Genomic DNA, 17,219 nt, shown 5'->3' with positions numbered 1-17,219 from the left:
GGGAAGCCATGAACGCGCCAGCCAAATCCGCCGCCAAACGCCGGCTTCTGCTCGCCTCCGACCGGAGTGATGCGAGCACCGAGCTCGCCAGCATCCTGAAGGCCGTCGGCGACGTCTCGACGGTGACGACGCAGGAGATCCCCGAGCAGCCGTCGCGCGATCTCTCCGGCCTCGTGGTCGACATCAATTTGCGCTCGCCCGAAAGCGTGCAGCGGGTGCGCAACAAGCTGCGCGGCGATGCCTATCGCTCGATGCCGCGTCTGTTCGTGCTCGCCGACGCGCTGCATCACGGCACCATGCAGGCCTGGGCGCTCGGCGCCACCGACACCATCTCGCGCCCGTTGCAGCCCGAGGCGATCCTGCAGCGCATCCGCGCGGCGTTCCCCGACACGGCGACCTACGACGCGACCGATCGCGGCAAGACGCTGAACCGCGGCGTCGAGGCGGCGCACGCGGTGCTGGCGAAGATGTTCGAGAAGCTGCCGCTCGGCGTGCCCCTGACCTTCGACGACGTCATCGCCGCCGAGAACAAGATCCTGAAGGCGATCAAGCACTCCTCGCTGCGCGAGTGGCTCACCACCGTCGGCTGCCACCATGTCGGCAGCTATCGGCATTGCCTGTTCGTCACCGGCTTCGCCGTCGCCTTCGCCCAGCATCTCGGCATGCGCGAGGACGACCAGCGCCGCCTGACCCGCGCCGCGCTGCTGCACGATGTCGGCAAGGCCTTCGTTGCTTCCAACCTGCTCGACAAGCCAGGCAAGCTCTCCGACGAGGAGATGGCCGAAGTCCGCCAGCATCCGCGCCGCGGCTATGATGCGCTCGCGGCCCAGGGCGGCTTCCCGCCGGAGATGCTCGACGTCGTGCTGCATCACCACGAATTCCTCGACGGCAGCGGCTATCCCAACGGCCTGTCGTCGAACCAGATCAGCGACATCGTGCGCCTGACGACGATCGTCGACATCTACGCAGCTCTCGTCGAGAAGCGCGCCTACCGCATGCCCTTCACCCACTCGCGTGCCTTCGCGATGATGGAAGGCATGGGCGGCAAGCTGGACCAGCAGCTCCTGCAGGCGTTCCGTCCGGTGGCGCTGGGATCGTTCTGATCCCGCGCCGCTACCCCAGCATCTTCCTGAGCTCTGCCTTCGCCACCTTCTCCAGGGTCGAGCGCGGCATGTCGTCGACGAGGCGGATCTCGCGCGGCACTTTGAAGTCGGCGAGGCCCTTGCGGCAGGCCGTCATCACGCGGTCCTGCAGGTCAGGTGTGGCGCCCGCGACGCCGCCATGCGGGATGATGAAGACGACGGGCACCTCGTCCAGCATCGGATGCTTCTTCGCCACCACCGCGGCCTCGCGCACGCCTGATACGAGTGCAATCACCTGCTCGATCTCGGATGCCGCGACATTCTCGCCGCCGACCTTCAGCATGTCCTTGGCGCGGTCGCCGAACCTGATGAAGCCGTTTGCGAGGCGCTCGACGCGGTCGCCCGTGAGGAAGAAGCCGTGCTCGTCAAAGCTCTCCCGCGTCGCCTTCTCGTTGTGCAGATACTCGGCGAACAGCGACAGGCCGGGAATGCCCTTGATCGCGAGATTGCCGGTGTCGCCGACCGCGGTGGGCCGTCCATCATCGTCAGTGATGCGGATCTGGTATTCCGGCGCGGGGCGGCCGATCGACATCGGGATGTTGGGCTGGTCGATCTCGCCGATGATGCCGTGGGTGATGGTCTCGGTCATGCCCCACCAGCCGATGATCTTGACGCCGAACGCGGCGAAGGCCGGCGGCTCGTTGACCGCCGTGCCCCACAAGCGGAATTTGTGATCCCTAGGGATCTCCTGCTCGAGCAGCGCCTTCATGCAGAACGGGATGGTCGAGGTCCAGGTCGAGCCATGCTCGCGCGCGACGCGCCAGAACCGGCTCGCGGAAAAGCGCGGCTGGATCACGCAGGTGGCCCCGACCCACAGCGCCGCCAGCATGGAATAGGCCAGCGCATTGGTGTGGAACAAAGGCAGATAGGTCTGGTGCACGTCACCGGCGTGCAGGTCCTCGTGCGCAGCGTTGATCTTGGCGCCCCACAGCGCGTTGGCGTGGGTCCACAGCACCGCCTTCGGCCGCGACGTCGTGCCCGACGTGTACTGCACGCTGCAAGGCGCGAGCGGATCGGTCGCACGCTTCGGCCGATCGGCGCTGTCGGCGAAGAGGGACTCAAAGCTATCGCCGCGCGAAACCGCCTGCGTGGGTGCGGCGCCCGCATCGTGCGAGGTCACCGCCAGCCAGCGAATGTTGCGGCAGTTCTGCGCGACGATTTCCGCATAGGCCGGCTGCGTGATCGCAGCGACCGCGCCGCAATGATCGGCGAAATACTCGATCTCCGCCGGCGCCGAGCGCGTGTTGGTGGTAACGGCAATTGCGCCGAGTTCGACGCAGGCGAACCAGGCGAGCAGCGCCTCGATGCAATTGTCCAGGTGAATGAGCACGTACTCGCCCGGCTTCACGCCGCGCCGGGCGAGCCCCGCCGCGAGCGCGCCGACCCGCTCGTGGAATTCGCCGTAGCTCCAGCGCCGCGCCGGCGCGTCGAATGGCGCCCAGATCAGAAATGGATGATCACGCCGAACCTCGGCGCGCATCTTGAGAAGCCACGGCACGTCGAGCCCATCGAACGGGCTCGCGATACCAGTTGAGGTTTGTTGAATGGCCATGAGTCCTCCCGTGCAGCCGGCATCTTGATGGCGGCCGCCTTTCTATTATTGCGTCTTCCTGCCATCACATGGTGTGGGGCGCAAACCGGGAGGGGCGTCGTTCGCCGTCTAATCCTCGTACGACGAAATCTCGATCAGGCTGCCGTCCGGATCCCGGCAATAGACCGAGCGCAGCGTGCCGCGGGCGCCGTGCTTGGGAACCGGGCCTTGTTCGATGGCGACGCCATGCGCCTTCAAATGCGCCACCACCTCGTCGGGGGTCGAGGACGTGAGGAAGCACAGATCCTCGCTGCCGGCGGTCTGGTGGTCGGCGGTGAACCACTCCACCTTGTCGGCGTCGCGCGGCCGGACGTTGATCTTCTGTTGACCAAACTGAAGTGAGGTCCGCGGCGCTTTGCCGCCGCCGGGATCGAACACCTTGACTTCCATGCCGAGGATCTTGCGATACCACTCGGTAGTGACAGCGACGTCGGCGACGTTGATCACGAGGTGATCGAGGGCCTGGACCTTGACGGGCATGCCTTATCCTTTCGTCGCCATGAGCCTGGCGCACTTTTCGCAAAGGGCGGGCTTTGTTACAAGGCCGCTGACGCCGCCATCAAGAACAACACTGGGAGAACCCTCGAGATGATCACTCGCCGTTCCGCGCTGGGCCTGCTCGCCGCCACCCCGCTTGCAGCCAGCCCGCTGTCGAAAGCCTTTGCAGCGGACTATCCGTCTCGGCCGGTGAAGTTCGTGGTCGGTTATCCGCCGGGCGGCGCCACCGACATTCTGGCAAGGTTGATCGGCCAGCGGTTGTCGGAGCGGCTCGGCCAGCAATTCGTGATCGAGAACAAGCCGGGCGCCGGCAACAATATCGGCACCGAATCCGTCGTGAACGCCGAGCCCGACGGCTACACCGTGCTGCTGGTCAACCCGGCGAACTACATCAACTCCACGCTCTACACCAATCTCAAGTTCAACTTCGTCCGTGACATCGCGCCGATCGCCGCGTTCCAGCGCGTGCCGAACGTGATGACCGTGAACAAGGACGTGCCGGCCAAGACCGTCGCCGAGTTCATCGAGTATGTGAAGGCCAATCCCGGCAAGGTGAACATGGCTTCCTCAGGCAACGGCACCTCGGTGCATCTGTCCGGCGAAATGTTCATGGCGATGACCGGCTGCAAGATGCAGCACGTGCCCTATCGCGGCGCAGCGCCCGCCATCACCGACATGCTCGGCGGCCAGGTGCAGGTGATCTTCGACAACATGCCCTCGATCATCCAGCACATCCGCTCCGGCTCGCTTCGCGCGCTCGGCGTCACCACGGCGCAGCGCTCGCCGCAGCTGCCCGACGTGCCGGCGATCGGCGAGACCGTGAAAGGCTACGAGGCGAGCGCGCTGTTCGGCATGGGCGCACCGAAGAACATGCCCAAGGACCTGATCGCCAAGCTCAACAACGAGGTGAACACGCTCATGAAGGAGCCCGACATGACCAGGCGCCTGGTCGAGCTCGGCGGCGATCCGCTGGTGGAGACGCCAGAGGCGTTCGGCAAGGACATCGAGGCCGAGACCGCCAAGTGGAAGAAGGTCGTCGAGTTCGCCGGCCTCAAGGTTGAGTAGCAGTCTCGTGATCGACCACGAACGAAGCCCCGCCGGAAGGCGGGGCTTTTTGCTTGCGTGGGTTTCCCCTTGACGGAATGGCATCTGCGCGTATGCTAAACCGTATGGTTAAGTATCAGGACGCGACGCTCGATCGCACCTTCGCCGCGCTGTCCGATCCGACCCGGCGCGCATTGCTGGCGCGTCTCGGCGAAAAGGACGGCCTGTCGGTGAGCGAGCTGGCGGCGCCGTTCGCGATCTCGCTGCCCGCAATCATGAAGCATCTCGACGTGCTCACGGACGCGGGCCTGATCGTGCGCGAGAAGACCGGGCGCACGGTGTCCTGCCGGCTCAGCGCGCATCCGATGGAGCGGGCGATGAACTGGCTCAATCGCTATGCGCAATTCTGGTCCGAGAGGTTCGACCGCCTTGCCGACTTTGTGGAGGACAAACCATGGTCAACGCAGCCGCCGGTGCCGCCGAACGCGCAAGCGAAGGTCCAAGCCTCACGCTCACGCGGCGCCTCCGCGCGCGGCCGGAAAAAGTCTTCGCCGCCTGGACGCAGGCCGCGCAGCTAGTGCAGTGGTTCGGGCCGCCGAGCATGAAGCCGGCGACGCTGAAGGCCGAGCTCGATGTTCGTACCGGCGGCCGCTATCGCATCTCGTTCACGCGCGACGACGGCGAGTATTTCGAGGCCGGCGGCATCTACCGCGAGGTGGTGCCGAACGAGCGCCTGGTCTTCACCTGGGCCTGGCATTCGACGCCCGAGCGCGAATCGCTGGTGACGATCTCGCTGAAGCCCGACAGCGCCGGCACGTTGATGATCTTCCATCACGCCCAGTTCTTCGACGAGACCGCGCGCGACAACCACCAGCGCGGCTGGAGCTCGTTCTTCGACAAGCTCGAGAGCTTCGTCGCCTGATCTTCGTCCGAGGAGGATACCATGCAGCAACATCAGATCGTCTCGCGCGAGCAATGGGTCGCCGCCCGCAAAGCCCATCTGGCGCACGAAAAGGAGTTTTCGCAGGCGCGCGAGCGACTGGCCGAGGAGCGCCGCGCGCTGCCCTGGGTGAAGGTCGACAAGAACTACGTGTTCGACGGGCCGAATGGCAAGGTGACGCTCGACGATCTCTTCAAGGGCCGCCCGCAGCTCGTGGTCCAGCACGTGATGTTCGCGCCGGATTGGGAGGCGGCCTGCAAGAGCTGCTCGTTCTGGGTCGACGGGTTCGAGCGGATGGTGCCGCATCTGGCGGCGCGCGACACCACCATGGTCGCAGTCTCGCTGGCGCCAGTCGAAAAGCTCGAGGCGTTCAAGAAGCGCATGGGCTGGAGTTTTGACTGGGTGTCGTCAGGCGGCAGCGACTTCAACTACGATTACGAGGTCTCGTTCACGCCCGAGCAGATCGATCGGGGCGTACCGAAATACAATTTCGGCACCACACCGTTCTATGGGCCCGAGCTGCCCGGCATCAGCGTGTTCTTCCGCAACGAAGCCGGCGAGATCTTTCATACCTACTCTTGCTTCGCCCGCGGCCTCGACATGATGAACGCCGCTTATCAATATCTCGACCTTACCCCGCTCGGCCGTCACGAAGAAGGGTTGCCCTATCCGATGGATTGGGTTCGCCTGCGGGACCAGTACGAGCCACAGGCGAAGGGCGCTTGCTGTCACGGGTGAGGGGGGCGTTCACAGATGTGGTCCTGGTTTTTGCCAGGTTTCGCCAGGGCGACGCCGGAAGGGAGGCACCACAGGCGGCGACCTCACTTCTTCGCGTCCGCCTGTTCCGTGCCGTTGCACGAGATCAGCATCGTATAGGCGCGTGCGTTCCCGGCGATGTCGGTGGTCTTGAGTTCGCCCTTCGGCTCGGCCGTCCGGTACGGCACCACCGAATTGTCGAGGAAGTCGCGTAGCGCGCCGGTCTTGATGGCGAAGTTGATGTTTTCGGGGATGCTGCCGGTCGCGGCGGCGACTCGCAATCCATCGAGCTTCCCGGTGACGACGCCAACGACCTGGCCGGTCGTATCGAATAGCGGGCCTCCGCTGTTGCCGGGCTGCACGGGTGCGCTGATCTGCAGGAAGCGTGAATCGTTGCGCATGCCGCTGAGCGAGCTCACAATGCCCGTCGTCACTGTGAAGTCCGAGGTCAGCAATCCGTGGAACGGAAAGCCGATCGTCACGACGGAATCGCCGGAGCGGATCGAACGGTCGCGGATCCGGGCAAACTCCTTGAATGTCGCGGTCGAGGGCGCCTGCAACAGAGCGACATCGTTGTTTGCGTCGCTCGACACGACGCGCAACACCATCGCGGCTTCACCGGTGAGATTGCCCTTGAGCTCGCTGCAACCGTCGATCACGTGGTTGTTGGTGACGATGTGCCCGCCGGCGCTGACCACGAAGCCGGTGCCAAAGCCGGAGCTGCTCTTTGCTCCTCTGCCGGCCTTGCCGGCCGGCGATGATCCCTGCTTGTCCGCCGTTACTGCCGGCTTCGCGGCACTCTTCGCAAAATCGCCGGCCTTGCTCAGCCCGTCGGTCTTCACGCGATTTACGCAGTTGGCCAATGCGGCGATCACCGGCCCGGTCGAGGTCAGGTCGAAATTCAGGACAGCGCGGCCGGCTGTTGCGACCATGAGGCTCGCCTTTTGAAATCTACGCGCGACGTTGACCGGCATGACGGCCGTAAGCATGTTGGTCTGATAGGCCGTGGCGTACAGCCTGGCTTGCTCCTGCCCGTCAAACGTCACGTCGATCGCAGCATTCTCGCCCTTGTTGAAGTGGTAGCTGGGACTTGCGAAGGCCAGCGACCATATGCCGGTGACATTTTGGCTTACGACAAGGTTGACGCCGTTTGCATACGGTGCCGTTGCGGCGCAATGGGAGAAGGCGCCGGTCTGGTCGTTGCTGAAGGCGCCGCCGATCCAGTTGCCGACATTGACGGAGCCGAACGGTCCCGCCGCATGCGCTAGCCCCGCAAAAGCCAGTTGCAGCACAGCCGCAACGGCAAACGACCTCAACCACATGACTTCCCCCCGGACACTTTGGCCGCATCTTAGCTGCACGAGCGGGTGGCGCGCAACCAGCAGTTGTCCGTGCAGATATCGTCTCCGTCGGGCGACCTTCCGGCTTGCCTTTACTTTGCGGCGCGGTATACTTTGCGATACAAAGTACCTGGACAAGCCAGTCCATGAACCGGGTGGAGCGGAGTCTTGGCATTGCCGATGCGCGATCTCGACAAGGCGCTGGCCGACATCGTGGCGATCCGCAGCCAGATTGCGGCCGGCACGGCGTTCCGCGGTTACGGTCCGGCGACGATGGCCGCGACCGGCGCGGTCGCGCTCGTCACCGCTGTCCTGCAGTTCTGGTTGCTCGGCGATCCGACCGGCGAGCCGCTCGGTTTCTTTCTCGGCTGGTTCATTGCAGCCGCGCTATCCGGCCTGATGATCTGGATCGAGATGCGCGCGCGTTCGCGTCGTCATCATTCCGGCCTTGCCGATGCCATGATCCACCAGGCGGTCGAGCAGTTCCTGCCTGCGGGCGTCGCAGGCGTCCTGCTTGCGGTGGTGATGTGGAAGTTCGCAAGCGAGACGCTGTGGCTGCTGCCGGGCCTGTGGCAGATCCTGGTGTCGCTCGGCATTTTCGCGTCCGTCCGCTCGCTGCCGCGCAGCGTGGCGTTCGCGGGAGCCTGGTACTTCGTCTCGGGCTTTGCGGTGGTGGTGCTGGCGAGCCAGACACACATGCTGTCGCCTTGGACCATGGGGTTGCCCTTCGTGATCGGCCAGTCGGTGATGGCGGCCATTCTGTATTTCGCGTCCGGAGACAACGATGTCGAAGACTGACAGCGCGCCTTTCTCCTATGAAGGGCTCGACCGTGTGATCCACGAGAAGGCGAGGCTCGGGCTTCTGACCTCGCTGATGGCGCACCCGAAAGGGCTTGCGTTCGCCGATCTGAAGCAGCTCTGCGGCCTCACCGACGGCAATCTCAGCCGGCACCTCGCGGTGCTCCAGGAGGCCGGCCTCGTTGAGGTCACCAAGGGCTATGAGGGCAATCGCCCGCACACCACCTGCCGCCTCACCAAGGCCGGCCGTCGCCGCTTCCTCGACTATCTCGCCGTGCTCGAGCGGCTGGTGCGCGACGCCGCCAAGGCCGCCGGCCGCGAGGCGTCGCCGCTCGGCCGCCTCGGCTTTCTTTCGACCTGATCGTCCCCTTTTTTGACCGGAGACTTTGCGATGCAAAGTGACGTCACGTCCCACAACGAGAAGCTTCACGTCGGCATCATCATGGACGGCAACGGACGATGGGCGACGCGGCGCGGGCTGTCGCGCGTGCGCGGCCACGAGGCCGGCGTCGAGACCATCCGCCGCATCGTCGAGGCCGCACCCAGGCAGGGCATCGGCACGCTGACGCTTTATGCCTTCTCGACCGACAATTGGCGCAGGCCCAAGGCCGAGGTTGCAGCCCTGATGACGCTGCTGCGCTTCTATCTCGCCAATGAAGTGCAGAGCCTGGTGAAGAACGGCGTGCGCCTCAACGTGATCGGCCGTCGCGATCGCCTGCCTGACGGCATCGCCACCGCAATTGCGCGTGCAGAAGACGCGACCGCGCGCGGCACGACGCTGCATCTGCGGATCGCCGTCGACTATTCCGCGCGTGAGGCCATCCTGAACGCCGCGGCGAAGGCGGCTGCGCTGACCAGCCTGACCCGCGAGGCCTTCTCGCAGCTCGTCACTGGCGAAGCTGGCCTCCGCGACGTCGATCTCATCATCCGTACCTCGGGAGAGAAGCGGCTGTCGGATTTCCTGCTCTGGGAAGGTGCCTATGCCGAGCTGCATTTCACCGAGAGGATGTGGCCCGAATTCGATGCGGGCGATCTCGCCGCGGCGCTGGCCTCCTTCCACGGCCGCGAGCGTCGCTTCGGCGGTCTCCAGGCGATCATGCCGGAAGAGGTGCCCGCACTCTCGCGGGCCTGACACCGAGGCGGAGCCGGGCAAGGGTCTCCGCCGCGGTTCTCGGACGCTGAGGCGAACCGCTTCGCGCCGGATGTAGTGCTGTGCGGCGGCATGCGCAAAAACCGCTGCATCTCCCTGCGGATCGTGCTCTACTGCCGTCTCTTGCGGGAGTATGCGGCGATGCGCGCGGTTCTGGATTGTTGCACCGGTGGAACGGAGCGGAGGATTGCCGCCGGCACCGATCTGGTGACAGAGGGCGGCGCTTCCGGCCATCTCTATGTGCTGATGGACGGCAAGCTCGAGGTGCTCAAGGGCGAGATGATCGTCGCCACCGTCACGGAGCCGGGCGCGGTCCTGGGCGAGATGTCGGTGTTGCTGGGAGTGCCGCATACTGCAACCGTGCGAGCCTGTACGAACACGGTCATCTATGAGTTCGAGGATGCTGCCTCGCTCCTCAAGCAGCAGCCGGAGCTCGCGCTCTTGCTCGCGCGCATGCTGGCGCAGCGGCTCAATGCCGCCAACACCTATCTCGCCGATCTCAAGCGCCAATATGCCGGCCACGGCACGCATCTCGCCATGGTCGGCGAGGTGCTCCAGAGCATGATCAACCTGCCGCCGCTCGAGGTCTCGCCAGGCTCGGATCGGAAATCCGATCCAAGGATGTGAGCCAGTCCGGCGGCTCAGTGACATGGGACGCCGGCCGCTTCAGCGGTGCGCCGAGATCGATCCACTGCGCTTCGCCGGCCGCCAGCCAGAACGCCCTGTTCTCATCGAGATCAAGCACGATGCGTGTCGGCGGGCGTCCCGGCTGCAGGCCGGCGTTGAACACCCAGGTCTGGCCTATCAGGTCGTACCACGAGCCGTCCTTGATGAACGGCGATTGGTGCACATGGCCCGAGATCACCATCGAGGGCTGATACTGCATGATCCACTGCACCACTTCGACATCGCCGAAGAAGCGCTTGCCGCCCCAGCTCGTCGGTGAATCGGCCGGCGGCGCATGATGCGCCCAGATCCAGCGCCGTGGGTGATCGACCGCGGCATCGCGCAACTGGTCGACGATGCGCTGCTTCACCAGCGGTCCGTCCCACCACGGGCACACCGTAAACAGCGTATCGCCGATGGTGAGATTGTCGCCGTCGCAGGCAATGCCGAGCTCGCGGACCTCTGAAATCCAGCGGGAGATCTTCTCGCCTTCCGCGTTGCGCTCGTCGAGGTCGTGGTTTCCGGAGCAGAGGATGACGCGGGTCTTCGACGCGATCATCGCCAGGTACTTTTTCACCACCACGATCTGGGCACGGAAATCCACCATCGAGCCGACGTCCAGCGCGTCGCCTGCGAAGATCACCAGATCGAACTGCGGCGCCGCGCTAACCAGCCAGTCGAGCTGCGGCAGCGAATAGTGCAGGTCGGCCACGACCAGGCAGCGCATTGGGGATCCGTCGGCGGGAGTGTGAAAGTATTTGGGAATTTCAAAACGTTATTCATGAAGCAAGAAGCGGACCAGTACGGATGGCCTGTCCCGTCAACCATGCTGCGGCGGATTGAAGCGCGCAAGCCCCGGGTCGTCGCTGGGCTGGACCGGATCGCCGAATTCTGGTGTCGTGGCGCGCCCTCAACGCCGGTATCGCCATGACGTCCTTCAAGACCATTCGTACCCGCGCCGAGAAGCGCAAGGGCGGCTCCAAGGCGCTCGACAAGCTGATGCCTGACAAGCCCGACCTGAAGCGGTTGGCCAGGCTCGGCGACGATCGCATCCTCGCCGAGATGACGAAGCGGGTGTTTTGCGCGGGCTTTGCCTGGAGCGTGATCGACGCAAAATGGGACGGTTTCGAAGACGCCTTTCTGCGCTTCCAGCCGGCCAAGCTCTCCTTCCAGCCCGAAGACTATTGGGAAGGCCTGCTGCGCGATGCGCGGATCGTGCGCAACGGCGCCAAGATCATGTCGGTGCGCGAGAATGCCGCCTTCGTGCAGGAGATCGCGAAAGAGCACGGCAGCTTCGGTAAATTCCTGGCGCAATGGCCGCCGTCCAACGAGGTCGGCCTGCTTGATCTCTTGACCAGGCGCGGCAGCCGGCTAGGGGGCAACACCGGGCAGATGCTGCTGCGCTTCGTCGGCTGGGACGGCTTTGTCACCTCCAAGGACGTCGTTGCCTGCCTGCGCGATGCGGGCCTGGACATCGCCGAAGAGGTCAAGTCGAAGGGCGATCTCGCCAAGGTGCAGGCGCAGTTCAATGCCTGGGCCGAGGAGACCGGTCTGCCCTACACTTATCTGTCGCGCATCTGCGCGCTCTCGGTCGGTGAAAACCGGAGCGAGCATTAGCTCACGAGAAACCAGGAAGACGAGAATGGCCAAAGCCTATTGGGTTGCGACCTACCGCGCGATCAGAAATCCCGATGCCATGGCGGCCTATGCCAAGCTGTCGCGTCCGGCGATCGAGGCCGCCGGCGGCCGCGTGCTCGCGCGGGGCATGCCGGCTGCGGCCTTCGAGCTCGGCCAGATGGAACGGGTCGTTCTCATCGAGTTCGACAGCGTCGAACGCGCCAGGGCCGCCTATGAAAGCCCGGCCTACAAGGCCGCGCACGATCTGCTTGGCGACGGCGCCGATCGCGATATCAGGATCGTCGAAGCGGCCGACTAGACTAGCGCCGCCGGCCAGATCGTGGATATCGTGTGGCGATCTCGCGCCGTCGGCGCGGCAGACGCTGCGCGCGATCACGAAATTCATTTCGCAGGAACATTTGTGCGCAGCACCCGTTCGGGAGTTTGAGCCAGCCAACAGGCGCAGGGAACACGCGCGCTCCGGCCAACAATTTGGCTCAAGCCGTGAAACTCGAACGATAGAACGGAGCAGCTCATGAAGCTCACATCCGAACAGGTCAAGCAAACCGTCAACCAGCTCGGTGCACAGGTGCTGCCCGACGAGCATCCCGCGATGCCCCAGCTCAACAGCATGTTCGGCGAGCACACGTTCTTCGTCGACGAGATGGGATTGAAGGTTTTGGAGCCGACGCCGTCACAGGGCGCGGAACGCCAGACCGGCGAAGTCGTCAGCCTCGCCGACTGGAGCGATGCCGATCTGACACGGCTGATGGCGCACGAGCCCGAGCCGACCGGCGTGATCGTCGTGTTCGAGCATATCAGGCACTGAGAACGCGAGGACGGGGGCCACGCACGGCCCTCGTCCGGACGTCGACGTCGATGCGACCTTCGTCAGCCTCCAGGAGGCCCGCGCCCACATGATGCGGAAGTGCTGCGGAAGAGAAGCGACATTGTCGATCTCGCCCACCGAGACCGCCGCCCAAGCGGGCTGACAAGGGAGGGATTCGCGGCCTTGCAAGGAAGTGGCGCACCCGACACGATTCGAACGTGTGACCTTTGCCTTCGGAGGGCAACGCTCTATCCAGCTGAGCTACGGGTGCAGCAAGGCCTCATTTAGCCTAACGGCGAGGGGCGGGCAACCGCTAGGTTTGCCTGGGGTGGCTCGGTCGGATGGTTGCGTAGCCCTCCTCAGGCAAAGGTCACACGTTCGAATCGTGTCGGGTGCACCGGTCTAGGGTCGGCCGCATGTGCCGCGGCTGTGGCGCCACAGCCGCGGCGAGGCAGGACCTCGGCGCCACTTGCTGCCTCCGGGCCCTGTGTTGGAGCGTCAGCCTTGCTCGGAACTACCCGAGGGTTTGCAATACCCGCCGACTTGAGCGGAGGGACCGGCGAGGCTATCTCATCGAGTAGTTTGGCAAGGGCGGACCTAAGCATGACTGACTACGCGGTTACTGTTCGCCACTTTGCGCAGAGAACTCGCAAAAATCTTGAAAAGATAGAGGAGCTGAGCAAGCTCAAGCCCAACGAATATTTCGAAGTGACTCAGCTGATCATTTCCGCCATTGGACTTCTGATGTTCCCCCAGCAGGAATTCTTTGACGATATCCCAAAGAAGAGTCTTGCGGAATTGAAGAAGGATGGATGGCCAATCCCCTCCTTTGAGCACGGGCAGGAGAGAACGCAGAACCTCCGCGACCTGGTAAAGAACATGCGAAACAGTTTTGCGCACTTCAATATCGACTTTGCGTCTGACAAAGGTGCAATCAAAGGTGTGTATCTTTGGAATAGGTCGCGCGAGACCGAACCGCCGAACTGGGTTTGCTATTTGAGCATCAGTGATCTTCGCGAGATATTTGGAAAGTTCGCAAGGCTGATTGAGAAAAAGTCGCAAGGTTGTTATAGCGAAATCGTTATAAATCAAGTCCGATCAGAGATTCGTCGCGCGCTGAGAGGTTAGGCACAATCTAACGATGGATTAGGTGCTGGGAAGGTCACTTGCGATAGGAAACGCCCCGGCGAGCGAGAGTATCGACGCCGCGAGCCCTCACTTCTCCCCCATACGAATTCCGCGGGGGCGCCTTGGCTGGCTGCCAGTCGATCATCTGCTCGGCGCCGGCAACATGGAAGTAGACTCGACCCATGTATTTCTTTGAGAAGATCTTTATCTCGTCGTGTTGCGAGCGCGCAAACTGCTCCAGGCAAGCCTTCGCGTGATTGATGGCGGCTTGGGGATGAGGTCCCTTCCAAAGAACTTCGATCTGCAGGTGTGCGCCACTAGGCGCAAATCTGTAGTCGACCAAGTTGTGTCTTGCATTGGCCATAGGCGTTCTTGGACTTGACAAAGGGGGCGCCCAAATCTGACACGTTCGGACGTTTTAGCAAATAGTTGTGTGGCGCTTTAGGCGCAACTATTGTCCTATCCCGATCGATAAGGCCACACTGGAAGCACTTGAAATGGCGGGGAAACTTGAGGCCGGGGCTTTTGTGGAGCTCCGGGGGCGCCCTTGGTTGGTCGAGGAGACCGTGAAGGGGGACGGAGAGTTCGAGTCGCTGAGGCTTTCGTGCATTGCCGACGACGCCCAGGGCGAGCAACTTGAGGTCATTTGGGATGCCGAGATCGGACCAAGGATCCTAGGCGAGGATAATTGGCAACGTGTCGGGGCAGGCGGACCGGATTCGGCCGACGTGTTCGCAGCCCATCTGCGGGTAATTCGCTGGAATTCTTCCACCGCAGCTGAACGGGACTTGTTTCAAGCGCCCTTCCGGGCGGGAATTCGGTTGGATACCTATCAGCTTCTACCTTTGCGGAAGGCCCTGCGGTTGCCCCGAGTAAATCTGCTGATCGCGGATGACGTCGGGCTGGGCAAAACTGTTGAAGCCGGCCTGATCGCCCGGGAGCTCTTGCTGCGGCGCCGCATAGACTTCATCGTTGTGGCAGCGCCACCGTCCATGACATTGCAGTGGAAGGACGAACTGCAGGCGAAATTTGGTCTAGCCTTCCAGATTGTCGACCGAGAGCATCTCGCCGAGATGAGGCGTTTGCACGGCTTCGGTGTCAATCCGTGGCGCACGGGCTCTCGCTTCATCATTTCGCATCGGCTGCTCACTGATGAAACGTATGTTTCCGGCTTGAGGGATGTCCTCGGAGAGTTTCGTGCTCGTGCGTTGCTGATCCTAGATGAGGCGCATCATGCGGCCCCGGCGGGAGGATCGCGCTATGCGATCTCAAGCCAGTTCACCAAGGCCGTGCGCAATATCTCTGAGCGCTTCGAACATCGCTTGTTTCTCTCTGCAACTCCGCACAATGGTCACAGCAACAGCTTTTCCGCCTTGTTAGAGATGCTCGACCCACAGCGGTTTACGCGCGGAGTTGAGGTTCGACCGAGGGATTTGGAGCCGGTCATGGTTCGCCGGCTGAAATCGGATCTTCGCCGGCTCGGTGAGGCATTTCCGGAACGGCGGATCGAGGCGATCCCAATTTCTGGGCTCCCGGCCGATGCGCCGGAACTCGATCTCGCTCGCCGGCTCGCAGCGTATGGCGAACTGCGGATGGCACGCATATCGACCCTGCCGAGCCAAAAGGCGGCGTTAGCCAAGCTTGCGTTCGTGGGATTGCAGCAACGCCTGCTTTCATCAAACGCTGCGTTCGCCAAAACGCTCAAGGTTCATCGTGGTTCGCTGGCAAAGCTGATAGACGGGGAGGTTACGGCGCGTGAATCACAAGCCGCGCTGACATTCGTGGCTTCGCCGAGCGGTGAGGTCACTGCCGAGCTTGACCTAGAGGATTCGGACGCCGAAGCAACAATAGATCAAGACGAAACCTCCGCGACCGAGGCCGCGTCTCGCGCGGGAGCGCTCGGAGCTACCAAAGGCGCGCTTGAAGAAGAGCTTGCCGCGGTCGATGACATGCTTGCTGTCGCAGAGGCTTCCGCAAGCCGCCCCGACGCCAGGGTTCGCTGGCTGGTCGAATGGATCAAGGGCAATATGCTCTCGAGTAAGACCTGGAACAACCGACGCCTGATCATTTTTACCGAATACGAAGACACGCGCAGATGGCTGGAACGGCGGCTGCTTGAGGCAATCGATGCCACCGATAAATCAGATGAACGCATCCTTGTGTTCTCAGGTGCCACCGGCACAGACAAGCGCGAAGCCGTCAAACGCGCCTTCAACACCGATCCAGCGATCGAACCTGTCCGGATATTGCTTTGCACCGACGCCGCCCGCGAAGGTATCAATCTCCAGACTTATTGCTCGGACTTGATCCACTTCGATTTGCCTTGGAACCCTTCTCGTCTTGAGCAGCGCAACGGGCGCATTGATCGCAAGCTGCAGCCGGCAAAGCTAATCGTTTGCCGCTACTTCAAATATGAGCAGCGCGAAGCGGACATAGTTCTCGACGCCCTCGTGCGCAAGACCGAGTCGATTCGCAATCAGCTCGGCTCGGTCGGTCAGGTAATCGAAGAGCGTGTGACGAGGCGGCTAGCGGAAAGCGGCATCCGTCAGGGTGCGGCGGCGGAGATCGCCAAAGCCATCGAGGCGGAGAGCGATGCCGAACGTCTTACTCGGGCGCGGGCTGAGATGGACGATGATGAGCGCGTCCGCTTTGACAAGATCACCAAGGAGCAGCGCGAGCTACAACGGGTGCTGGAAGACTCGCAAGAGAAGGTCGGCGTCAACCAAGATGATTTGAGGCATGTGGTGGCTGTCGCGCTTGATCGTGCGGGCTATCATTTCGACGAGGCCCGGGCGGAAGCTGTTGGCCCGGTCGAAACCTATCGTTTCGATCCCTCACATCTGGCCTTCAAGGGCGAGGGCGGCTGGGGCGATGCGTTCGACGATCTGCGAATCCGGCCGCGAAAGCGAGGCGAACGTTATTCGGATTGGCGGCGTAACGCACCGATCCGCTCGATTTCCTTCAAACCCCCGGTGCTGGCGGACGGTCGCGACGCGCCGAACGTCGTCCAGGTCCATCTCGAACACCGTCTTGTCCGAAGGCTGTTGTCACGCTTCATTTCGCAAGGCTTCGAATCAAGCCTATCACGCGTTTCGGTGATCATGGGTCCGGGCGCGCAGCCGCGCATCGTCCTGATGGGACGCCTCAGCTTGTATGGCAGCGGCGCGACACGCTTGCACGAGGAGGTCATTCCAATCGCTGCGATCTGGTCCGAGGCCGAGCGTGCCAGGAAGCCGTTGAAAGCTCTGGGCGAGAGCGGCGAGGCGCGGACGCTTGATCAGCTGGAGCAAGCGTTGAGAACGGCGACGCCCGCCCCTAAAATGGCGGTTGCGCGCGTTCAGGCATTGATTGAGCAAGACATCACGGATTTGCGCCCCGCACTCGAGAGCATCGCCGGCGAGCGCATTGCAGCCAATATCAAGTTGTTGCGCAAGCGTGGCGAAGAGGAGTCAAAGTCCCTGCGCGAATTGCTGGAGCGGCAGCTTGGCCGGATTTCCAAGGCGGCGGACGAATTCGACCCCAATCAGCTTGCCCTCCCTGGAATCGCCGAGGAGGAGCGGCGGGAACAGGAGGCGGATCGTCGTCATTGGCGAACGCGGCTTGAACGGCTCGATCAGGAAATGAAAACGGAGCCGGAGCGTATCCTGCATTCTTACGACGTGACGGCGCATCGACTCGAACCGGTCGGTATCGTCTATCTCTGGCCGGTTTCAGGCTAAA

General features: G+C 63.0%; 19 protein-coding genes and 1 tRNA gene. 14 read left to right on the top strand and 6 right to left on the bottom strand.

Annotated features, from left to right (window positions below; all coding sequences use genetic code 11):
* Positions 1-8 precede the first annotated feature (8 nt).
* Positions 9-1,103 (top strand): HD-GYP domain-containing protein, encoded by a 1,095-nt coding sequence (locus tag XH90_RS34215; RefSeq protein WP_194478609.1) that lies wholly within the window; start codon positions 9-11, stop codon positions 1,101-1,103.
* A gap of 10 nt (positions 1,104-1,113) precedes the next feature.
* Here XH90_RS34215 and XH90_RS34210 read toward each other — a convergent pair whose 3' ends face one another.
* Together XH90_RS34210 and XH90_RS34205 are read right to left on the bottom strand one after the other, a co-directional pair.
* Positions 1,114-2,694, bottom strand: coding sequence for an ATP-dependent acyl-CoA ligase (locus XH90_RS34210; protein ID WP_194478608.1), 1,581 nt, complete (start codon positions 2,692-2,694; stop codon positions 1,114-1,116).
* A 108-nt stretch (positions 2,695-2,802) separates the two neighbouring features.
* Positions 2,803-3,213 carry a VOC family protein gene (locus XH90_RS34205; RefSeq protein WP_194478607.1) on the bottom strand — a complete coding sequence of 137 codons (411 nt, stop codon included), beginning with the start codon at positions 3,211-3,213 and terminating at the stop codon, positions 2,803-2,805.
* 108 nt (positions 3,214-3,321) lie between these two features.
* Here XH90_RS34205 and XH90_RS34200 point away from each other — a divergent pair, with 108 nt between their 5' ends.
* From XH90_RS34200 to XH90_RS34185, 4 genes are all read left to right on the top strand, one after another.
* Positions 3,322-4,296, top strand: coding sequence for a tripartite tricarboxylate transporter substrate binding protein (locus XH90_RS34200; RefSeq protein WP_194478606.1), 975 nt, complete (start codon positions 3,322-3,324; stop codon positions 4,294-4,296).
* A 104-nt stretch (positions 4,297-4,400) separates the two neighbouring features.
* Positions 4,401-4,853 carry a helix-turn-helix transcriptional regulator gene (locus XH90_RS34195; RefSeq protein WP_194478605.1) on the top strand — a complete coding sequence of 151 codons (453 nt, stop codon included), beginning with the start codon at positions 4,401-4,403 and terminating at the stop codon, positions 4,851-4,853.
* A complete protein-coding gene (locus XH90_RS34190) occupies positions 4,853-5,197 on the top strand; it encodes an SRPBCC domain-containing protein (RefSeq protein WP_246755662.1) in 345 nt (114 codons plus the stop codon). Before XH90_RS34195 ends, XH90_RS34190 begins: the two co-directional genes overlap by 1 nt.
* Positions 5,198-5,218: 21 nt before the next feature.
* Positions 5,219-5,953 (top strand): thioredoxin family protein, encoded by a 735-nt coding sequence (locus XH90_RS34185; RefSeq protein WP_194478603.1) that lies wholly within the window; start codon positions 5,219-5,221, stop codon positions 5,951-5,953.
* Between the two features lie 83 nt (positions 5,954-6,036).
* On the opposite strand, the gene XH90_RS34180 is transcribed toward XH90_RS34185, so the two are convergent.
* Entirely contained in the window at positions 6,037-7,293 is a 1,257-nt protein-coding gene (locus XH90_RS34180) for a S1C family serine protease (protein WP_194478602.1), read from the bottom strand.
* A 198-nt stretch (positions 7,294-7,491) separates the two neighbouring features.
* On the opposite strand from XH90_RS34180, the gene XH90_RS34175 reads away from it, so the two are divergent.
* The 4 genes from XH90_RS34175 (at position 7,492) to XH90_RS34160 (ending at position 9,886) form a co-directional block, all read left to right on the top strand.
* The gene (locus tag XH90_RS34175; protein ID WP_194482904.1) at positions 7,492-8,109 is read left to right on the top strand and encodes a hypothetical protein; all 618 of its coding nucleotides are present in this window, start codon (positions 7,492-7,494) and stop codon (positions 8,107-8,109) included.
* Positions 8,096-8,470: a transcriptional regulator gene (locus XH90_RS34170; protein WP_194478601.1), complete on the top strand. Its 375-nt coding sequence runs from the start codon at positions 8,096-8,098 to the stop codon at positions 8,468-8,470. Before XH90_RS34175 ends, XH90_RS34170 begins: the two co-directional genes overlap by 14 nt.
* A 30-nt stretch (positions 8,471-8,500) precedes the next feature.
* Positions 8,501-9,241: a di-trans,poly-cis-decaprenylcistransferase gene (locus tag XH90_RS34165; protein ID WP_194478600.1), complete on the top strand. Its 741-nt coding sequence runs from the start codon at positions 8,501-8,503 to the stop codon at positions 9,239-9,241.
* A gap of 159 nt (positions 9,242-9,400) precedes the next feature.
* The gene (locus XH90_RS34160) at positions 9,401-9,886 is read left to right on the top strand and encodes a Crp/Fnr family transcriptional regulator (RefSeq protein ID WP_194482903.1); all 486 of its coding nucleotides are present in this window, start codon (positions 9,401-9,403) and stop codon (positions 9,884-9,886) included.
* On the opposite strand, the gene XH90_RS34155 is transcribed toward XH90_RS34160, so the two are convergent.
* On the bottom strand, positions 9,825-10,652 hold the full coding sequence (locus XH90_RS34155; protein WP_194478599.1) for a metallophosphoesterase: 828 nt from the start codon (positions 10,650-10,652) through the stop codon (positions 9,825-9,827). The genes XH90_RS34160 and XH90_RS34155 overlap by 62 nt on opposite strands.
* A gap of 200 nt (positions 10,653-10,852) precedes the next feature.
* Here XH90_RS34155 and XH90_RS34150 point away from each other — a divergent pair, with 200 nt between their 5' ends.
* The 3 genes from XH90_RS34150 (at position 10,853) to XH90_RS34140 (ending at position 12,371) form a co-directional block, all read left to right on the top strand.
* Positions 10,853-11,542, top strand: a complete 690-nt coding sequence (locus XH90_RS34150; protein ID WP_194482902.1) for a DNA-3-methyladenine glycosylase I — start codon at positions 10,853-10,855, stop codon at positions 11,540-11,542.
* A gap of 25 nt (positions 11,543-11,567) precedes the next feature.
* Positions 11,568-11,861: a DUF1330 domain-containing protein gene (locus XH90_RS34145; protein ID WP_194478598.1), complete on the top strand. Its 294-nt coding sequence runs from the start codon at positions 11,568-11,570 to the stop codon at positions 11,859-11,861.
* 216 nt (positions 11,862-12,077) lie between these two features.
* Positions 12,078-12,371, top strand: a complete 294-nt coding sequence (locus XH90_RS34140) for a hypothetical protein (protein ID WP_194478597.1) — start codon at positions 12,078-12,080, stop codon at positions 12,369-12,371.
* Between the two features lie 194 nt (positions 12,372-12,565).
* Here the strand turns inward: XH90_RS34140 and XH90_RS34135 are convergent.
* A tRNA-Arg gene (locus XH90_RS34135) sits at positions 12,566-12,642 on the bottom strand.
* Between the two features lie 332 nt (positions 12,643-12,974).
* Between XH90_RS34135 and XH90_RS34130 the strand changes: the two genes are divergently transcribed.
* Positions 12,975-13,499, top strand: a complete 525-nt coding sequence (locus tag XH90_RS34130) for a HEPN family nuclease (protein ID WP_194478596.1) — start codon at positions 12,975-12,977, stop codon at positions 13,497-13,499.
* Positions 13,500-13,533: 34 nt separating this feature from the next.
* Here the strand turns inward: XH90_RS34130 and XH90_RS34125 are convergent, their stop codons facing one another.
* Entirely contained in the window at positions 13,534-13,842 is a 309-nt protein-coding gene (locus XH90_RS34125; protein WP_194478595.1) for a hypothetical protein, read from the bottom strand.
* Between the two features lie 154 nt (positions 13,843-13,996).
* Between XH90_RS34125 and drmD the strand changes: the two genes are divergently transcribed.
* On the top strand, positions 13,997-17,218 hold the full coding sequence (drmD, locus tag XH90_RS34120) for a DISARM system SNF2-like helicase DrmD (RefSeq protein WP_194478594.1): 3,222 nt from the start codon (positions 13,997-13,999) through the stop codon (positions 17,216-17,218).
* Position 17,219 lies beyond the last annotated feature (1 nt).

It is taken from the genome of Bradyrhizobium sp. CCBAU 53338, from assembly GCF_015291665.1.
Taxonomy (GTDB): Bacteria; Pseudomonadota; Alphaproteobacteria; order Rhizobiales; family Xanthobacteraceae; genus Bradyrhizobium.
This window is presented reverse-complemented; position numbering and strand designations above follow the sequence as displayed.